The organism is Paraburkholderia sp. UCT31 (genome assembly GCF_014397655.1).
GTDB classification, from domain to species: Bacteria; Pseudomonadota; Gammaproteobacteria; order Burkholderiales; family Burkholderiaceae; genus Paraburkholderia; species Paraburkholderia tuberum.
Genome location: NZ_VZQP01000061.1, coordinates 1 through 18,023, shown reverse-complemented (window position 1 = coordinate 18,023; position 18,023 = coordinate 1). Strand labels below are relative to the sequence as shown.

Annotated in this window: 16 protein-coding genes and 4 pseudogenes; 6 read left to right on the top strand and 14 right to left on the bottom strand. The window is 62.0% G+C overall.

Annotated features, from left to right (window positions below):
- Positions 1-69: 69 nt before the first annotated feature.
- From F6X40_RS34635 to F6X40_RS34590, 10 genes are all read right to left on the bottom strand, one after another.
- Positions 70-1,086, bottom strand: a complete 1,017-nt coding sequence (locus tag F6X40_RS34635; protein ID WP_187630957.1) for an aldo/keto reductase — start codon at positions 1,084-1,086, stop codon at positions 70-72.
- 184 nt (positions 1,087-1,270) lie between these two features.
- Entirely contained in the window at positions 1,271-1,933 is a 663-nt protein-coding gene (locus F6X40_RS34630; protein WP_187630940.1) for a DapH/DapD/GlmU-related protein, read from the bottom strand.
- Positions 1,934-2,047: 114 nt separating this feature from the next.
- Positions 2,048-2,830: a phosphonate ABC transporter, permease protein PhnE gene (phnE, locus tag F6X40_RS34625; RefSeq protein ID WP_262421664.1), complete on the bottom strand. Its 783-nt coding sequence runs from the start codon at positions 2,828-2,830 to the stop codon at positions 2,048-2,050.
- Positions 2,831-2,844: 14 nt separating this feature from the next.
- On the bottom strand, positions 2,845-3,528 hold the full coding sequence (locus tag F6X40_RS34620) for a phosphonate ABC transporter ATP-binding protein (protein WP_260330459.1): 684 nt from the start codon (positions 3,526-3,528) through the stop codon (positions 2,845-2,847).
- A 173-nt stretch (positions 3,529-3,701) separates the two neighbouring features.
- Entirely contained in the window at positions 3,702-4,601 is a 900-nt protein-coding gene (locus tag F6X40_RS34615; protein ID WP_184062620.1) for a phosphate/phosphite/phosphonate ABC transporter substrate-binding protein, read from the bottom strand.
- 65 nt (positions 4,602-4,666) lie between these two features.
- Positions 4,667-5,800 carry an alpha-D-ribose 1-methylphosphonate 5-triphosphate diphosphatase gene (locus F6X40_RS34610; protein ID WP_187630939.1) on the bottom strand — a complete coding sequence of 378 codons (1,134 nt, stop codon included), beginning with the start codon at positions 5,798-5,800 and terminating at the stop codon, positions 4,667-4,669.
- Positions 5,801-6,149: 349 nt separating this feature from the next.
- Positions 6,150-6,296, bottom strand: a complete 147-nt coding sequence (locus F6X40_RS34605; protein ID WP_187630938.1) for a CoxG family protein — start codon at positions 6,294-6,296, stop codon at positions 6,150-6,152.
- 9 nt (positions 6,297-6,305) lie between these two features.
- A complete protein-coding gene (locus F6X40_RS34600) occupies positions 6,306-7,187 on the bottom strand; it encodes an NAD(P)-dependent oxidoreductase (RefSeq protein ID WP_187630937.1) in 882 nt (293 codons plus the stop codon).
- Positions 7,188-7,201: 14 nt separating this feature from the next.
- Positions 7,202-7,660: a molybdopterin cofactor-binding domain-containing protein gene (locus F6X40_RS34595; RefSeq protein WP_262421659.1), complete on the bottom strand. Its 459-nt coding sequence runs from the start codon at positions 7,658-7,660 to the stop codon at positions 7,202-7,204.
- Positions 7,661-7,688: 28 nt separating this feature from the next.
- On the bottom strand, positions 7,689-8,111 hold the full coding sequence (locus F6X40_RS34590) for an FAD binding domain-containing protein (RefSeq protein ID WP_262421658.1): 423 nt from the start codon (positions 8,109-8,111) through the stop codon (positions 7,689-7,691).
- A 590-nt stretch (positions 8,112-8,701) separates the two neighbouring features.
- On the opposite strand from F6X40_RS34590, the gene F6X40_RS34585 reads away from it, so the two are divergent.
- The 3 genes and pseudogenes from F6X40_RS34585 to F6X40_RS34575 all read left to right on the top strand — a co-directional run.
- The gene (locus F6X40_RS34585; protein WP_187630956.1) at positions 8,702-10,114 is read left to right on the top strand and encodes a DHA2 family efflux MFS transporter permease subunit; all 1,413 of its coding nucleotides are present in this window, start codon (positions 8,702-8,704) and stop codon (positions 10,112-10,114) included.
- 81 nt (positions 10,115-10,195) lie between these two features.
- Positions 10,196-10,510: pseudogene (locus F6X40_RS34580) on the top strand (catalase-related domain-containing protein); the annotation flags it as partial.
- Positions 10,511-10,559: 49 nt separating this feature from the next.
- Positions 10,560-11,156: pseudogene (locus tag F6X40_RS34575) on the top strand (ankyrin repeat domain-containing protein); the annotation flags it as partial.
- Here F6X40_RS34575 and F6X40_RS34570 read toward each other — a convergent pair.
- From F6X40_RS34570 to F6X40_RS34555, 4 genes are all read right to left on the bottom strand, one after another.
- On the bottom strand, positions 11,156-13,420 hold the full coding sequence (locus F6X40_RS34570) for a xanthine dehydrogenase family protein molybdopterin-binding subunit (RefSeq protein ID WP_187630936.1): 2,265 nt from the start codon (positions 13,418-13,420) through the stop codon (positions 11,156-11,158). The pseudogene F6X40_RS34575 and the gene F6X40_RS34570 sit on opposite strands and share 1 nt — an antisense overlap.
- Positions 13,420-13,872, bottom strand: a complete 453-nt coding sequence (locus tag F6X40_RS34565) for a (2Fe-2S)-binding protein (RefSeq protein ID WP_026226223.1) — start codon at positions 13,870-13,872, stop codon at positions 13,420-13,422. Before F6X40_RS34565 ends, F6X40_RS34570 begins: the two co-directional genes overlap by 1 nt.
- 71 nt (positions 13,873-13,943) lie before the next feature.
- Entirely contained in the window at positions 13,944-14,255 is a 312-nt protein-coding gene (locus F6X40_RS34560) for a high-potential iron-sulfur protein (RefSeq protein WP_184062627.1), read from the bottom strand.
- Between the two features lie 16 nt (positions 14,256-14,271).
- The gene (locus tag F6X40_RS34555; RefSeq protein ID WP_187630935.1) at positions 14,272-15,270 is read right to left on the bottom strand and encodes an aldo/keto reductase; all 999 of its coding nucleotides are present in this window, start codon (positions 15,268-15,270) and stop codon (positions 14,272-14,274) included.
- 145 nt (positions 15,271-15,415) lie between these two features.
- On the opposite strand from F6X40_RS34555, the gene F6X40_RS34550 reads away from it, so the two are divergent.
- From F6X40_RS34550 to F6X40_RS34540, 3 genes and pseudogenes are all read left to right on the top strand, one after another.
- Positions 15,416-15,871: a winged helix-turn-helix transcriptional regulator gene (locus F6X40_RS34550; protein ID WP_187630934.1), complete on the top strand. Its 456-nt coding sequence runs from the start codon at positions 15,416-15,418 to the stop codon at positions 15,869-15,871.
- A 374-nt stretch (positions 15,872-16,245) separates the two neighbouring features.
- Positions 16,246-16,997: pseudogene (locus tag F6X40_RS34545) on the top strand (efflux RND transporter permease subunit); the annotation flags it as partial.
- Between the two features lie 371 nt (positions 16,998-17,368).
- Positions 17,369-17,860, top strand: a pseudogene (locus F6X40_RS34540) (transposase); the annotation flags it as partial.
- Between the last annotated feature and the right edge of the window lie 163 nt (positions 17,861-18,023).

The following is an 18,023-nucleotide window of genomic DNA, read 5'->3' as shown; positions in this document are numbered from 1 at the left end:
TAGCAGTCCGATGTGGCGGAATCTCTTCGGAATGCCGCGACTCTAGAAATTCTCTTGTACGTGTCCGGCTTACGAACCGTGCCGGGGAATCCGCCCAAAGAAAAGATGCTTGGGATCATTGAACCCGGGCGTCGAAGGGTGGCCCGTAGTGACGAGCGAGTCGACGAAGTCTTCGTCTTCGGCGCTCAGGCGATAGCTCAAGGCTGGCAGATAATCGTCCCATTGCGCCACGGTGCGTGGTCCGGCGATGGTTGAACTGATATAGCTGCTGTTGAGCACCCAAGCGAGTGCGAATTGTCCGGCACTCAGTCCACGCGCCTCTGCATGCTCGCGAACGCGCCGTGCCAGCTCCAATGATTCGGGCCGCCATTCGGCCTGCTGCAAGCGGCGGTCGCCGCGCCCTGCACGCGTATCGGCCGCGGGCGTCACGCCCAATTCGTATTTGCCGGTCAGCACGCCGCGAGCGAGTGGGCTGTACGAAATCACGCCGAGGCCGTAACGGTGCGCAGCTGTCAGCTGTTCGGCCTCGGCTTGCCGATTCGCGAGGTTGTAGAGCGGCTGACTGGCTACCGGGGCAGCGAGACCCAGTGCCTGGGCGGTATGACTGAATTCGGCGATCTTCCATGCGCGATGGTTCGACAGGCCGTAGTAGCGCAATTTGCCGGCCTGGACCAGATCATTTAGCGCGCGCACCGTTTCATCGACCGGCGTGTCGTGATCTTCAGCGTGGAGGTAAAGCAGATCGATATAGTCCGTCTTCAGGCGCTTGAGGCTGACCTCAACGGCTCGCACCATGTGTTTGCGCGACGCGCCGCGCGCATTGACGTCACCATCGCCGAATGGACTGGCAAATTTGGTCGCCAGCACCCAGCGATCGCGCCGGGCGGCGATGCAACGCCCGACGACACGCTCCGATTCACCGCCAGCGTAGACGTCGGCGGTATCGATCGAGTTGACGCCTTGTTCATGCGCCTGGTCGACGATACGTGCCGCGGTTGCTTCGTCGGTCGGATCGCCGAACAGCATCGTCCCAAGCGTCAGCGTCGAAACCTTGAGGCCGCAGCGGCCAAGTTGGCGAAATTCCATTTGAGACTGTTCCGTTAATTTGAAGGATCTAACCTGGGAATTCCACGTGACACATCCATAGAGACGGGCACGTCGAGACCAGGTGATTGAAGCGACGACCGTTGGCACCCTCGTCTGGGCAACGCACCATTAGGGCCGTGCAAGGCTCCGCCCGTCGCGGAGAAACGGCCGCTTGGCCATTCATTCACTTTTGCCCGTCGTACTTCTCCACGAACTCGGCCGCCGTGAGCCCACGAAAATCGGCCAATGCCGCGTCAATGCGCTCGGCGCTCCAGTCCCACCAGGCTATCTGCTGCATGCGCTCCGAGGTGCGCGCGTCGACGCGAAAACGCAGCACCCGCGCCGGCACCCCGACGACGATGGCGAACGGCGGTACGTCCTTGGTCACAACGGCTCCTGAGCCGACCGCGGCGCCAGTGCCGATCGTCACGCCGGGCATGATGATGGCATCGTGGCCGAGCCACACGTCGTGACCCACCTCGACTGGCTCCTGGGCCCGCCACTGGAAGATGTCGACGTCGTCGTCGAGAGACAATCCGTACGATCGGGAGCGATAGGTAAAGTGATGGTGGGTCGCACGCCACGAAGTATGATTGGGCGGGTTGATGCGTACGCCGGTGGCGATATTGGCGAACTTGCCAATGAGTGCGTGGGCGATCTGATTGTCACCCATCGCATAGCCGTAGTCGCCGATGACGGATTCGGCGACATGGCTGCGCGGACCGAGATAGGTGTAACGGCCAAAGTCGCTGGCGCGAACTACCGCCGTTGGATGGATTTCCGGATGCTCCGACAGAACGCGACCGAGCGCCCACGGATCGACGCCGACGCCATGATTGATCAACATATCGATTCTCGTGCTTCAATGATGAGGAGAGCCCTGGGCCGCCGGCTGCGCACTTCCCATGACGATCGCGCCAGGGCATGTAGAGCGACGGCGACGCAGGTGAGCGGCCCGCGTTCAGGTGACACGGCTGCGCAGGTAAGCGGAAACGCGTTCGGCACAGACGACCAGGACGAAGGTGGCGATCAACAGGAACGACACCGTCTGGTACTGGAACAGGTTCATTGCAGTCAGCAACTGGAAGCCGATTCCGCCTGCTCCAACAAAGCCGAGCACGAGCGACGAGCGCAGGTTTTCGTCGAAGCGGAACAGCCCAATGCCGAGCAGCGAGGGCAACACGCCCGGCACGACAGCATGGCTTAACACCTGCAGGCGCCCTGCACCGGTCAGCGTCAACGCTTCGACGGGGCCCATATCCATGTCTTCGATTACTTCCGCGAACAGCCGCCCAAGCATGCCGACCGAATGGACCGCAAGCGCAAGTGCGCCCGGAAACGGCCCCAGCCCGACCGCCGTGACGAACAACAGTGCCCAGACCAGATCGGGCACTGCCCGGGTGACGCCGATCAGCGCGCGCGCGGCGTAGTACAGGGGCAGCGCCGGTGTGACATTCGCGGCCGCCAGAATCGACAGCGGAAAGGCGAGCAGCACCCCGAACACCGTGCCGAAAATCGCCAGGTCGATCGTTTCGAGAACCGGCCACAAGTTCGGGACGAACTGATCGAACGCCGGCGGCAAGGCGCGCGAAATAATGTCGACCATACCGTGGGCACCGGTAACCAGATCCTGCGGACGGGCCTGGACGACGATCCACGCCTGCACAAACAGCGCGAACAGCACGACGGCGGCACACACCGACCAGATGGTCCGGCTGCTCGACGAGCCCGTCGATGCACGCATTTCAAGAACCTTGCTCATGACGCCTCGGCCAAATAAAGGCTCGCGATCTGTTGACGGGAGACGGCCGACGCCGTCCGATCGAATTCAAGCAGGCCGCCGCGCAGACCGATCAGTCTGTCGGCATATCGCGTCGCCAGTTCGGGCTGGTGCAGTACGCACACCACCGCGAGACCGTCCTCGTCGGCGAGGCGGCGCAGCAGCCGCATGACTTCGTCGGCCGCTTCGGGGTCCAGACTGGCGACCGGCTCGTCGGCGAGCAAGACGTGAGGACGTTGGGCCAGCGCGCGGGCCACCGCCACGCGCTGCGCCTGTCCGCCCGAAAGCGTGCCGGCGCGCTGGCGCGCCAGATGCAGCAAGCCGACCTCGTCCAGATAGGACAGCGCCGGATCGATCTCCTCGCGAGGCACCCGACCCAGCGCGGTTGCCAGCGTCCGGTGTCGGCCGAGCGCGCCGCAGCAGACGTTCGCCAGCACGCTGCGCCGCTTCACGAGATTGGCGTTCTGCGAGATCAACGCAAGCGGCAGACGCGCCTCACGCAAAGCTTTGCCCGACAGTGCGGCGAGATCGCGCCCAGCCACCTCGACCGACCCGGCGGTCGGCCGATTCAGTCCGACCACGCACTTCATGAAGGTCGACTTGCCGCTGCCATTGCTGCCCAGCACCACGACCAGCTCACCGGCGTGGACCGACACATTCATGCCGCGCAGCGCAGTGTGGCCATTTGCGTAACGCATCGTCAGATCACGGACAGCCAGCTTTACGCCGGGCCCACGCGTCGTATGGAGTGCTGCTCCGGGTAGGCTCGACACGCCGGCTGAAAACCGGCTCGCCGAATCTATCGGGACGCCGCCCGAGGTGCTGGACAGAGTGCTCACAGTTTTGCCAGGTCGATGTGAAGAGTCGAAACCAGATCGCGGATCTGGTTATAAGCAGCATCCGTTTGCGGCACCGTCTTCAGTTCCGGGTTCTCGTTCGATGCCAGGAACTTCTGATCGGCTTCCGGTAATTGGCGTAGATCGAGCGAACTCAGCACACTGGCCAGACGGGCCTTGAAATCCGCCGGCAAGTCTCCGCGCACGGCCAGCGGGTCGAGCGGAATCGGTTCCGATTTCCACAGCGTCACGTAAGCCGCAGGATCGAATTCGTTGTGTAGCTTGGCGCTGGCGATTTCTTCGCTGTTCAGCTCCCCCGCTTCGACCTTGTGGTTGCGCAGCGCCTCGAACGACGCCGTGTGGCTGCCCGCGTAGACCGCTTTTACGCCCTTGTCCGGATCGATGCCGTTCTTGCTCAGTCCGAAGGCGGGAAACAGATGGCCGGACGTCGACGCCGGATCGGCGTAAGCGAACGAGCGACCCTTGGTGTCGCCCAGCGTCTTGATGCCCGAGCCGGGCCACGTGACGATGGAGGCGTAGTAAGTGGCCGGCTTGCCCTGCTCGCCGGCGAACGTGGCGACGGCTTCAGCGTGCGCGACCTGGTGCGCGAGCACGTAGCCGAGGGGACCGAATTCGCCGAATTCGAGCTTGTTGTTGCGCATTGCCTCGATCTCGGCGTTATAGCTGGTTGCGACGTAAAGTTGCACCGTGCAGCCAAGCTTGTCGCCGATCATCCTGGCGAGATCCGTATAGACCGGCAGCATGCGCTGGGCCGATTCGTATGGTTCGACACCAAAGCGAACCACGCCATCGTTCGGACACGTACCAGCTGCATGTGCCGTAACGGAGACAAAACTCACGGCCAGAGCCGCGGCAGATAGAATTTTGGAGACCTTCATATTTTCCTCAATTTATGTTTCGTACATGCCAGGCGATTCAACAACGGATTGCTTTGTTCCGTCCGTCAGACGACGCGCTCGCCTGCCCGATACGTCGCGCGGGGGACAGGCAGCGCATCGTGCATCCGCACGCGCACAAAATCGGCACGCAAACCGGGGGCGATCGCGCCGCGGTCGTCCAACCCGACTGCGCGCGCGGGTTGCGCGGATACCGTTGCCATCGCGCGCGGCAGCGTCCAGCCGGCCTTGCCGACCAGTTCGAAGGCGGCGGTCAACAGGCTCGAGGGCACGTAGTCCGAGGACAGGATGTCGAGCAGTCCGGCTTGCGCAAGTTCGATTGCCGAGACGTTGCCCGAGTGCGATCCGCCTCTTACGACGTTCGGCGCGCCCATAATCGTTGCGATGCCGTGTTCGCGTGCGGCTTGCGCGGCGATGCGGGTGGTTGGGAATTCCGCCAGGACGATGCCTTCGGCCGCTGCCTGTTCAACATGCTCGATTACGGTGTCGTCGTGGCTCGCCACCGGCACGCCGAGCTCCATGCAGCGCACAACGATCTCGCGACGGTGCCGGTCGGCGAAACGTTCCTGTCCGTCTGAAAGCACAGCAATCACGGCGGCGAAGTGTTCGTCGGTCAATTTGCCGTGCCGTTCCTGCCAGCGACGCCATTGATCCCGATCGTGCCATTGGCGCTGGCCCGGCGTGTGATCCATCACCGAAGCGAGCCGCAGCAATGGATGCGTGCACAGTGAATCGAATACATTCACGACGTCGGGGGCGGCGATTTCGCAGCGCAGGTGGAGGAAATGCTCGGCACGCAGCAACTCGCACGCGGACAGGCGCGCGAGTGCCTCCACGCACTGCGTCTGAAGATCCCGGCTGTGCATGTCGACGTCCGAACGCGCGCCGATCCTGAGCGAATCGAATACGGTTGTGATGCCCGCCGCGGCCACCTGTGCGTCATGAATCACCAACGCCGCGTCGATATTCCATCTCACGCCCGGCCGCGGCGCCAGATGCCTCTCGAGATTGTCTGTGTGTAGTTCGACCAGGCCCGGCAACAGATAGTCACCGTTCCAGTCTTCGGCTTCGGCCGCCGACGTCGTGCCCCGTTCAAGGTCGACAATGACGCCGTTTTCAATCCGCAAGGTTCCCGTAAATTCCTCGTCCCGCGTGACGACGCGAGCGTTCCTGATCAGCATCGACATGCTCCGTATGTGTGTCGGCTTTAGCGTGCTGCTGTACGACGCAGCGTTGGTCGTGATTCGACGCGATGAGTCGTGCTGTTGCGTCCGCGATCTCGACGCTCCGCCCGGCAGAAAGCGACGCTCGTGCTTCATGGGCGTTTCCTGCCGGCCCAGAAAGCGGTTGCTGGCCGCGCTTTCGTCTAAACGTCTAGATGTTTAGGGAAAGATCCACCCGGCCGATTCCGCGAGCACGACCGTGATGGCTTCATCACGGTCCGCGCTCTACCATGCACGACTGCGAATTCATTTCACCCGACCGGAATGACAAGACCATGACAGCGACCGACAACAAACACCGAGCGTTTCAATCGAGCGCGGAGTAGACGTTGTCGTCGAGCCTCTTCAGCGCTTTGCACCCAGGCAGGCATGCTTCGAGTACTACGGGATCGTTCAATGCACGCCATGCGGCTTCAGGGGGCACGGGCAGGATGGTTTGATCTGTCAGCTTCATCGCCGCCGCTCAGCGCTCGTAGAGTTTGAACAGCGCCTGCGTGCCGTTGCGCGCGCAGCCCCGCTCGGCCAACTCCCGGTACATTACGCGCACCAGTTCCAGACCCGGCAATTCACGTCCCATGCTCCGCGCTTCCTCGTGCGCAATCCGCATGTCCTTGATGAAATGCTCGATGAAGAAACCGGGCGCAAAATCGCCCTTGGCAATGCGCGGCCCCAGGTTGTTCAGCTGGAATCCACCCGCCGCACCTCCGCCAATCGCGCTCAATACGGTGTCGGCATCCAGCCCGGCGCTGTGCGCATAGGCGAGCCCTTCGCACACGCCCATCATCGTCGACGCAATGACGATCTGATTGCACAGCTTCGTGTGCTGACCCGCACCCGGGCCGCCTTGCAGGACGATGTTGGTGCCGAGGCAGCGCAACATCGGTTCCACGCGTGCGAGCACAGCGCTTGCGCCGCCGACCATGATCGACAGGCGCCCTTCGCGCGCACCGATGTTGCCGCCCGATACCGGCGCATCCAGCATGTGCACCCCGCGCTCAGCGGCGTGCGCGGCCAACTCTTCGGCCAGTTTTGGACTCGACGTCGTCATGTCGACCAGCACCGCATCGCGCTGCGCATGCGCGATCAGACCGTCGTCGCCCAGATATAGTGTGCGGACGTCCGCGGGGGTGCCGACAATCGTGAACACGACGTCCGATACTTCGGCGAGCGCCCGCGGGGTCGCTTGCCATGTCGCGCCGGCCTCGATGAGCGGCTCAGCCTTCGCACGCGTACGGTTATAGACATGCAGCGGATAGCCGGCGGCGGCGAGCCGCGAGGCCATCGAGAAACCCATGATGCCAAGGCCGATAAAACCAATCGCGGGTTTGCCTGTAGATTGATTCATGATGGTTGGTCCGTTCAGAGTTTGTCGCGCAGCAAGTCGCGCAATAGCATGGGAGTCAGTGGATGACGGTCGGCAACGACGCCAAATGGCGCAAGCGCATCATTGACCGCGTTGGTCAAAGCGCCGATCGCTCCCATCACCCCGCCTTCGGCCATCCCCTTGATGCCGGCCGCCGTCGACTTGCCAGGCGTATGCAGCGGGATGATCTCGAAGTTGGGCAATTCAGTTGAAGTAGCGATCAGGTAGTCGGCGAGTGAGCCGCTCACGTTCTGTCCCGAGTCGTCGTAACGCATCTGCTCGAACAGCGCGCCCGACAGTCCCATCGCCACGGCGCCATGCTGCTGCCCTTCCACCACGGTGGGATTGAGCAGCGTGCCGCAGTTTTCGGCGACGACGTAACGCGCGATACGGATGGCGCCGGTCAAGACGTCCACCTCGATCTCGCATCCATGAGCCGCATTCGAATAGGTCATGGCCGGAGGGTCGTAAGTCAGGTGAAATTCAAGGCCCGGCGTCAAACCTTGCGCCTGGCGTGCTCGCAATGAGCGGTAATTGCGCCGCGGGGTCCGCATGCGCGAGACTGCCGCCGAGCGTCCCGCGCTGTCGGATCGCGTAATGTCCGATCGTCGCCGCCGCTTCAGCCAGTAGCGGGCAAGCAGCGCGCACTGCGTTGCTGGTGGCCAGCTCGTGATGGCGCGTCATTGCGCCGACCGCTAGCGTATCGGGTTCAAGCGTGACGCCCTTGAGTTGAGGCAGCGCATTCAGATCGACCAGGTGCGCCGGTTGCGCGAAGCGCATAATCATCATCGGCGCGAGGCTTTGTCCTCCGGCGATCAGCTTGGCGTCAAAACCGTGAAGAGCAAGCAGCGACAGCGCGTCGTCGAGCGTGCTCGGCCGGTGATACGAAAATGCGGTGGGCTTCATACGCGTTGCGCCTGCGCACTCAGGCTGCGATTCCGGGCGATGACAGGCAACCCGCGACAGCCCCGCCCGCCGATAACCGAGGCAATCGACGGCGGCCATTCCCGATTCGCTTGACGCTGCTCATGAGTCGCTCCAGCCGCGTGCGCGGCGCTGTTCACCCTGTGGGATAGCTACTGCTTCAGCCATCGCATTGGCAACGAGGATATCGCCGATAAATTAAATCGTCAATTGACGACTACATTTCCATGAACAGGCTCGACGTCGATCCAGCATGCAAGCTGGTGTATTTGCCTGTTTGTAAAGGAAATCGCGATGTGGCGTTTTTTATCGGCCGTTTGATCGGCGCCATCCCTGCCTTCATGCCCCTCCCTTGTGAACCGGCTTTTCAAATACGTCTTCACATGACGACTTATGATTTGATAGAGTACATCGTCCGCAAGCATGAACCGGTGTCGCCATGCTCCCGGTCTAGCCATGCACTATCTCAGTGCCATCGCGAAGCGAGCTTCATCTGTGACTGCCGGCATCGGCAAACACTCGTGCCAAGGCGTTTGCGAGTCTGCCACTCAACCCGTATCGGTTCTCCGCTCATGTCTTTGTCAAGCCGTCAATCGGTCGTCATCGCATTGATCGTCGCCAGTGCCTATTTCATGGAGAACCTCGACGCTACGGTGATTGCGACGGCGCTGCCCCACATGGCCGCTACGTTCGGCGTCACGCCCGTGAGGTTGAGTATCGGCATGACCGCCTATCTGCTCGCGCTCGCGGTTTTCATCCCGATCAGCGGCTGGGTGGCGGATCGCTTTGGGCAACGCTCTGTGTTCGGTAGCGCCATCGTCGTGTTCACGGGCGCCTCGATACTTTGCGGACTCAGCAACGGTCTCGTCGAATTCACGGTCGCGCGGATCCTGCAGGGACTCGGCGGTGCAATGATGGTGCCGGTAGGCCGGCTCGCGGTGCTGCGCAGCACTGAGAAGCGTCATCTGATGCGCTCGATCGCATACATTACCTGGCCCGGCTTGGCCGCACCGGTGCTGGGTCCAGCGCTGGGCGGCTTTATATCGACCTATTTCAGCTGGCGGTGGATCTTTTTGCTGAACGTACCGATCGGTCTGCTGGGTCTGGTGCTGACCGCCACGTTCATTCCGAACTACCGCGAATCCAGCCGCCGGCCGTTCGATGTGCCCGGATTCGTGCTTAGCGGAGTCGCGCTAACCTGCCTCATGTATGGCATGGAACTCGTTGGGCAACCATATGGCGACTGGCACATCACGGTCGCAGCCCTGACGGCTGGCATGGTCGCCGCGGCCTTCGCGGTACGGCATTTCCGGCGTGCCGAACATCCGCTGATCGATCTTGCGCCGTGGCGAATCCCGACCTTTCGCTTGACCCTCGAAGGAGGTTCGTTGTATGTCGTCTCGGTCAGCGTTTCGCCCTTCCTGTTGCCGCTGTTCTTCCAACTCGGTTTCGGGCTGAACGCGTTCGCCGCCGGTTTGCTCGTGCTCGCTTACGCGGCCGGCAATCTGGCCATGAAGACCGTCACCATGCCCATTCTCAAGCGCTTTGGTTTTCGCAAGGTAATGATCGTGAATGGCCTGCTCACTGCCGCCACCATCGCCCTGTGCGCCCTACTCTCGCCGGACACGCCACGCACGCTGATCATGCTGGTGCTGCTGATCGGCGGGCTATGCCGATCGATGCAGTTCACCAGCATCAACACGCTCGCATTCGCGGACGTGCCGTCGGCGCGGATGAGTTCGGCGAGCACGTTTTTCAGCATGGTCCAGCAGATGACCATCGGTCTAGGCATCGCATTCGGTGCGATCGCGCTGCATGCTGCAGTCCTGATACATGGCGGCCACGCGCAGCTTTCGCTCGCTGACTTCCGGGTCGCGTTTCTGCTTGTCGCGGCGTTGGTACTGATCTCCATGCTCTACTTTATCGGCATCGAACCCGATGCCGGCTGCGAGGTTAGCGGCCATACGCAAGCCGCATCGCAGTAGTGCGGAAATTGTATCGAGCGCATTGACGGCTACCGGTCCAAATTAAACAGAGAGAGTCCGTGCAGAATGACCCGGGTAGCGGAGATCTCGCAGCAGGCCAGGTACAAGTCCGTGCAGACGCCGCTCAGCGGAACGACGCAGCAAATGGCGATCCACAAGACGCTCGACTTCCGTCAGGCTGGCGAGTTCTACCGGACGCTACCTGAAGCCAACAAGGCGGATCGGGTCACGGCATTGTCGGGCGATCTGGGCCGTGTAACAAACGACGCGAACAAGTACACGATGCTGTCGTACTTCTACAAGGCTGATTCCGATTACGGTACCCGCCTCGCGCGCGCCACACATGCGGATCTCTCACGCGTGCAGGATATGGCGTCGCACCTTGGCAATAACTGAAGCCAGTAGGCCCCGTGTTGCCTGAATACGATTTCCGACGGAGAATGTCATGCGAGGTTTCTCTACTGCGCGGCGAGTAGTTCGAAACGCACCCGTGGCAGCGATAGCCGCACTCCTGACCGCGAGTTGTGCGGAGCACGTTTGTCGGCCAGCAACGTATTCCGGCACGGTCGACGCGCGGGGATACACCGATGATTGGTTCGCCGCGGCGCGCGAAGGGCGCACCGATATCGTTCAATTGCTGATCGACGCACACTATCCGATCGAAACCGCAACGCCTGACGGATATACGGCGCTCATTCTTAGCGCGTATGACAATCACCCGGACACGCTAAAGGCGCTTCTTGCCGCACACGCCAACGCATGCGCCGCCGACAAGCACGGCAATACCGCGTTGATGGGTGCGCTTTTCAAGGGCGAAACGAACATTGCGCAAATATTGCTCGGGACGCGCTGCCCTATCGATCAAACCAACAACGCAGGGGAAACGGCGCTATCGTTTGCTGCGCTGTTCGGCCGGCTCGATATGCTTGCGGTGCTGGTGGCGCACGGAGCGAACGTCAATCATGTCGACGCACGCGGAGGCACCGCGCTGCAAATGGCCATTTCGCAACACAATACCGCCGCAACCGATGCGTTGCGCCGCTACGCCCGTTTCAGCAGCGACGTATCCACCGGCAACGCACGAATGCGCTGGCCGGTCGCATTGAAGATCGCGTTGCAGATGGCCGCTGAAGTCGGCGGCACGCCCGGCTCGCCAACACCGCCCGGCGGCGCATCGCTCGGCACGATATACACGTGTGTCTCGGGAACGGAATCGATACGGGCAACTTGGTAGTCCGTGAAGTTCGATTGCTCCGACGCGCCGTTCCGGAAAGTGAGTTCACTGTATAACGTGTTGCCGAGCGCCATCACCACCGCACCCTCGAACTGCGCAATAACCCGATCGGGATTGACGATGCGCCCGCAGTCGACGGCCAGATCGACGCGTGTCACACGCACCGAACCGTCGTCGGCCACCTGCACATGCGCGACCGCCGCCACGTAACTCAGAAAGCTGCGATGTACCGCAATCCCGCGCCCGTGCCGCGCCGGCAATACGGTCGACCACCCGGAGCGCGCGGCGGCCGCGCGAACCACGGCCGCATAGCGGGCGGTGTCGATCGGATACTCGTCGATCGACGCGCCGTAGTTTGGGTAATCGACCCCTAGTGCATGCAAATCGACATGCCGCGGCGTGCCGAGCAGCGTGAGCAGGTGCTGCACCGGATCGTGCCGCGCGGCCGCGGCAAGTTCATCGACGAACGACCCTAATGCGAAGCCGTGGGGAATGTTGTACACCGATCGATACCAGCCGATGCGCGTGTGTGCAGAGGCGGCGCCGTTCTCACACCGCACGTTGGCGATGTCGTAAGGCATGTCGGTCACGCCCTGCCCCAGTTCACCCGCCGCCCCGTAACGGACACCAGCCTTGAATGTCGAACTGATCGACGGAAACACCGTGCGGTGCAACCACGCGACCGTCTTGCCTTGCGCATCGAGCCCGCCTTCCATGTGCTGGGCGCACACCGCATGGAAATAGTCGTTGTGCACATCGTCTTCGCGAGTCCACGTGAGCTTCACGGGAGCGCCAACCTCGCGTGACAGGAAGGCCGCCTCGGCCACATAGTCAGGCTTGGACTTGCGGCCGAAGCCGCCGCCCAATAACGTGACATTGATCGTCACGGCCGGCTCCTGCAAGCCGAGCACCTGTGCCACGGTCGTGCGAGCCTGCTGTGGATTCTGCGTCGCGGTCCATACTTCAACCGCACCGTTCGCGTAGGACGCGGTCGCGGCGAGCGGCTCCATCGCCGCGTGCGCCAGGTGCGGCACATAGTAGTCCGCCGAGACATGGTGGGCGGCGCTCTTTAGCGCAGCCGCTGTGTCGCCGTTGTTGCGAACGATTTTGCCCGGCTGCCGCGCGGTGTCCTCGAGCGCCTTGCGATAAGCCTGACTGTCATAGGATGCATTCGGCCCAAGGTCCCAGTCGAGCCTCAATTTCCGCCGCCCTTGCATCGCAGACCAGGTGCTGGTTGCCACCACCGCGATGCCGCCCAGCGGCTGGAAACCGGCGGGCAACGGCGCAGCGGGAATGCGGACCACATGCAGCACGCCGGGCACTTTCATCGTTTCGGTCGAATCGACGCTCTTGAGCGTCGCGCCATAGACCACCGAACGTTCGATCGACGCGTACGTCATTCGGGGCAACACGACATCGATGCCGTACGTCGCCCGGCCGTGGACGATGTCGTCGAGATCGACGATCGGCAGCGACTTGCCGATATAGCGCCAGGTACCCTCGTCTTTCAGATGCAGCGTGTCACGGCCCGGCACCGGCTGACGCGCCGCCGCCGTTGCGAGCGCGCCGTAGGCCACGCGCCGCCCGCTCGCCGCATGCACGACATGACCCGGCTCAGTGTGGCAGGTCGCCGGCGCCACGCGCCATTGCACGGCGGCCGCCGCCACGAGCATCTGCCGGGCCGTGCCGCCTGCTTCGCGCAATGGCTGGAAGAACTGGCGGATGCTGCGCGAGCCATCGGTATTCTGGTCGCCATACTTCGCATCGCCTTGCGCCTGCACGACCTTGACGGTGTTCCAGTCGGCATCGAGTTCGTCCGCAAGAATCATCGCGAGACTGGTGCGGATACCGGTCCCCATCTCCGAACGATGCACGACCAGAATGATCTCGCCGGACGGCGCGACCGAGACGTACACGTTCGGTGCGAAAGCCGCTTTAGCGCCATTCGCGGATGACAGCACGCTCGCCGCGAGTGCGGTACCCGCGCCGCCGATCTGCAAGCCCAGCACAACCCCACCTGCCAAAGTCCCTTTCAACACCCCGCGCCGGCTCAGATTGACGATTTCGCCCATCACGCCTCCGACGCTGCCGCCTTGATGGCGGCCTTGATGCGTTGATAGGTGCCACAGCGGCAAACATTGCCGGACATCGCTTCGACGATCTGCTCGTCACTCGGCTTCGGCGTCTGCTTGAGCAACGACGCGGCCTGCATGATCTGTCCAGGCTGGCAGTAACCGCACTGCGGCACATTGGCGGCTTTCCACGCGCGCTGCACGGGGTGATCGCCGCCTTTGCCGAGTCCCTCGATGGTCGTGACGGGCTTGCCCTGAACATCCGCCAGTGCGGTCACACACGAACGCACAGCGACACCGTCCAGATGGACCGTGCATGCGCCGCACGCGCCGACCCCGCAACCGAACTTGGTACCGTGCAGCCCGAGCAGATCACGGACTGCCCACAGCAGCGGCATATTCGCATCCGCATCGACGTTGTGATGAACGCCGTTCACAATGAGTTCCATCAGCTGATTCCTCGTAGTCGACGCGAACGGCACGAAGTCGTCATGCGCCGTATCGCTTTACCCGCCCAAGCCTATCAGGCTCTCGCCTGATAGGCGTTGCACCATCCCGCGCCGCTCACCTGTTTCGCACCAAACAGCGCGCAAAGCGCGCTCGTGTCGGCTGGCTTGCCCTGATAGAACTGGCAATTCGAGCAGCGCTGGGTGGCGCTGAAGCGCGGATATTTCGCGTGATCGACGCGCGATGCGTCGGTCCGGTAGCCGAGCGCCTGCGCGGCCGGATCGCTTTCCTGAAGCTGCGTGGGCGCGGCCCACGCCGTGCCGCCGGTCATTGCCAGCGCCGCGGCGCCAACGGTATGCACAATGAAAGTTCGTCGATGGGTTCGCATGTTCAATACACTCCTTTCACGACACCAGAACACGTTGCGGCGGCGCCATAAACTCCGGGCCTACCGGGTCCTTGACGAATTGCGAGACGATCGCGTCGATTTGCGCGAAGGCCTTGTCGTCGAGTCGCCAGCCGAACGCGGCTTCGAGTCCGTCCAGTTGCGACGGACGGCGCGCACCCCACAGCGCGATCGTCGGGCCGCGGTCCAGCACCCAGCGCACTGCAAGCGCAAGCACCGACTTGTCGAAGTTATCGCGCGCGAAGACGTCCAGTGCTTTCACAGCGTCGACATACTGCTGACGACGCGGCGCACGGAACTTCGGGTCATGTTGACGCAGATCGTCACCCTCGAAACGCGTCTCGGCGCCGATGCGCCCTGCCAGCAATCCGCGGCACAGTGCGCCATAGGCGAGTGCAACCAGCCCATGCTGTTTCACATAAGGCAGCACATCGCGGTCGATGTCGCGTTCAAACAGGTTATAAGGCGGCTGCGTGGTGGACAGCGGCGCCACGCGGCGGAACGCGTCCATGTGCGCCGCAGAGAAATTGCTGACGCCGAGAGCGCGAACCTTGCCTTCCTTGCGTAGGTCGTTCAGCACCGCGGCCGTCTCTTCGATTGGCACGAGCGGATCGGGCCAGTGAACCTGGTATAGATCGATGTAATCTGTCCGCAAGCGCCGAAGTGTATCCTCTACTTCGTGACGAATGCGCTCCGGCGAAGCATTGCGAAATACCTTGCCGTCCTGCCATTCGAGAGCGACTTTAGTCGCGATGACTGCCTTGTGGCGATATCCATCGGCCAGTGCTTTGCCGACGATTTCCTCCGACGCGCCGAAGCCGTACGCCGGCGCCGTGTCGATAAGGTTCACGCCGCTGTCGAGCGCCCGGCGGATCACCGCAATCGAGTCCTTCTCATCAGTGCCGCCCCACATCCATCCGCCGATCGCCCACGTGCCCAGGCCGATACGCGATACAGGCGTCGATAAACCCTCAACTTCAATTGTTTCAATAGTCATGCGATGCTCTCTGGTTAAAGCGCCGCATCCATGTCGAATGCGGTCCGAGAAAATGCGACGTGCCCAAAGGACGGGCAGGCGAGTCGATTATTTCAGCCGGATCCGGCGATCACAAGAAGGCACCTGAAGGTTCCATACTTTCCCCATGGAAACAAATTGCTACGACGGCCCTCACGCCGCCGAGAACCCACAGAAGAAAACCGATGACCTCGCGCGCAACGTCATCGAGCAGATCGCCGACAAGTGGACGATCCTCGTGATCGACGCGCTGGGCACCCATGGCGAGATGCGTTTCTCGCGGCTACGCGACGAGGTGGGGGGCGTCAGTCAGAAGATGCTCACGAAGACCTTGCGGCAACTCGAGCGCGACGGTCTCGTCACGCGCTATGTGCATCCCGTGATACCGCCTCGTGTCGACTATCAGTTGACGCCGCTAGGACGCAGTCTGCTCGACAAGATCTGTGGGATCTGGGACTGGGTGGAAGCGCATATGGCGGAAATGGAATCGGCGCGACGGCAGTTCGATCTCGGCGAAAGGCGTACCGATCACGCGCCTTCGAACCGGGACGCGGAGTCCGGCTCAGAAACGCGCCTGGAATAGCCGAACGCGCACTGTCAGGTTGGCCGCGAGCCTGGTAAGACGTTGCGACATCAGGGACGCCCGGAACGCGGCAAACGAGGAACGCATTCGCCTGGAAGCGCGGCGCGTTGGCAGCGCGCTTGCCATGGGTGGTCGGGTCGCCGGTGTCTTCCTGAACCGTCTCCATAGACGCGAGGCCGGCCACGATCGATAGATCGCGCGTGAGTCCTCACGTCACCGCACGTTCCCATCAACACCAGATAACAGAACGGTAATCTAGCCGACCGCAGCCCATAAGGGCCGCACCATCACACTCCTGACTCGCGAAGCCCGCGTCACGCGCTCTGACAGCGCAGGAACGCCGTGCCTTCATGGCCTCATTTCAGGAACCCGTCATGTGGATCGTCCAGCTCGCGCTGCGCCGCCCTTATACCTTCGTGGTCCTCGCCGTACTGATCCTTATCGTCGGCCCGCTTGCGATACTGCGCACGCCGACCGATATCTTCCCGAACATCGATATCCCGGTGGTCAGCATCGTCTGGACGTACAACGGCTTTTCCGCCCAGGACATGGCCAATCGCATCACGTCGAATTACGAGCGCGCGCTGAGCTCGGACGTCGACGACATCGAGCATATCGAGTCGCAATCGCTGAACGGCGTCTCGGTGGTGAAGATCTTTTTCCATCCGGGCGCGGACATCAATCGCGCGATCGCCGAGGCAGCGTCGAACTCCGCATCGATCCTACGCGTGCTGCCGCCCGGCACGCTGCCGCCGAACATCATTACCTATAACGCCTCGACGGTGCCGATCCTGCAACTCGGCCTCTCCAGCGACACGCTCTCCGCAGCGACACGCTCTCCGAACAGCAACTCTACGACCTCGGCAACAGCGCGATCCGCACTCAGTTGGCGACGGTACAAGGCGCGTCGGTGCCGCTGCCGTTCGGCGGCAAGGTCCGGCAGATCATGGTCGATATCGACCCGCGCGCATTGCAAGCCAAAGGCCTCGCACCGCTCGACGTGGTCAACGCCGTCAACGCGCAGAACCTGATCCTGCCGGGCGGCACCGCGAAGATCGGCACGAAGGAATACAACGTGCAGATGAACGGCAGCACGGACACCATAGCCGCGCTCAACGATCTGCCCACCTATGGGCGTACAACAAAGTTCGGGGGAAAAATTGATCGAACGGCCGCTATCACCGTCGAAGTCGCAAGCACGAGGCAGGGTCAAAGTTTGCACCAGCAACCGCGATTTCTGAGACTGCATCGATTGCAGATCCGCAAAGTCTGCGGGATCGCCTACCAACAAGGCTTGTGAAGCGACAACAAAAAAGTGCCGCATTCGAATCATGCTGCGCCGCATTAAATAGGGACGGTCCAGTTCGAGCTGACCGCTTAACCTTGTCGTGTCTGGATCGCACTACAGTCGTAATCTGCATTGAAATCACGGGGATGCCGCGACGGTTCACCATTAGGCGAGTTGGTGTATGGGCCTGATTCACGTTGAACTTTAATAGTGTGTTTGTTCCGAAGACGGTGACATCGAGCGCAACAGCTCATGGCCGCTTCGGCAAGGAAGACTTCATTTACAACGCAAAGACGAACGAATATCGGTGCCCAGCAGGCGAGCGACTCATCTGGCGATTCTCGACCGTTGAGCGCGGCCTGAAGCTCAGTAAGTACTGGAGTTCGAATTGCCAGCAATGTTCGCTAAAAGGGGACTGCACGCCGGGTCCTCAACGTCGCGTGACCCGCTGGGAACACGAAGCTGTTCTTGATGAGATGCAGGCGCGACTTGATCATGCGCCTGAGATGATGCGCATCCGGCGACAGACTGTCGAGCACCCGTTCGGCACGATCAAGGCATGGATGGGCGCCACTCATTTCCTGACACGGACCATCGGGCGGGTGAGTACGGAGATGAGCTTGCACGTGCTGGCGTACAACATGAAGCGGGTGATCAAGCTACTCGGTTCAGAATCGGTTATGAAGGCGATGCGGGCATGATGCCCGTACGGGGTTGTTGAGCCTTTGCGATATGTTTGAGGTTGACCCGGTTCGACGGATAGATTTGCAGTTGAGTTGGATAGATTTGCAGTTGAGTTTAGTGCGGTGTGGCACCTCCCGATAAGATCAAATCGCGGGTTGTCCACGGCCGGGCGGCGGGTCG